The following is a 761-nucleotide window of genomic DNA, read 5'->3' as shown; positions in this document are numbered from 1 at the left end:
GGCGGCGGCCGTGCCGCCCCAGCAGCGCCTGGACGCGCAGCGGCGCGACTGGGACGCGCTGCTCGGCGCCGCCCGCGTGAAGACCCCCGATCCGCTCTTCGATGGGCTGGTCAATCGCTGGCTGCTCTACCAGGCTGTGTCCTGCCGGCTGTGGGCCAAGGCAGGCTTCTACCAGGCGGGCGGCGCCACCGGCTTTCGCGACCAGCTGCAGGACGCGATGGCGCTGGCCTGGGCCGCGCCGCAGCTGCTGCGCGAGCAGATCCTGGCCTGCGCGGCGCGCCAGTTTCCCGAGGGCGATGTGCAGCACTGGTGGCATGCCCCCGGCGGCGCCGGCGTGCGCACGCATTTTTCCGATGACCTGCTGTGGCTGCCCCATGCCTGCGTCCACTATCTGCGCGCCAGCGGCGATGCCGCGCTGCTGGAGCAGCGCCTGCCCTTCCTGGAAGGGGCGGCCATCCCCGAGGGCGCCGAGGACGCCTACTACACCCCGGCCGTCAGCAGCCACAAGAGCTCGGTCTACGAGCATGCGGCGCTGGCGCTGGATCGCAGCCTGCGGGTCGGCGTGCACGGCCTGCCGCTGATGGGCAGCGGCGACTGGAACGACGGCATGAACCGGGTCGGCCACCAGGGGCGCGGCGAATCGGTCTGGCTGGCCTGGTTTGCCTGCCGCATCGTGGCCGACTTCGCGCCACTGGCGCGCGAGCGCGGCGACACCGAACGCGCCGAGCGCTGGGAGCGCGCCGCCGCGGGCTGGCGCGCCG

1 protein-coding gene is annotated in these 761 nt (G+C 74.0%); it reads left to right on the top strand.

Annotated elements, in window-relative coordinates; all coding sequences use genetic code 11:
* Nucleotides 1-761 (top strand): GH36-type glycosyl hydrolase domain-containing protein (locus PO768_RS28995; protein WP_272648821.1); only part of this gene is annotated, 761 nt, incomplete at both ends.

The organism is Paucibacter sp. XJ19-41 (assembly GCF_028462495.1).
GTDB lineage: Bacteria > Pseudomonadota > Gammaproteobacteria > Burkholderiales > Burkholderiaceae_C > Roseateles_E.
Note: the sequence above shows the minus strand (reverse complement) of the source record. Positions and strands in the feature narration are given on the sequence as shown.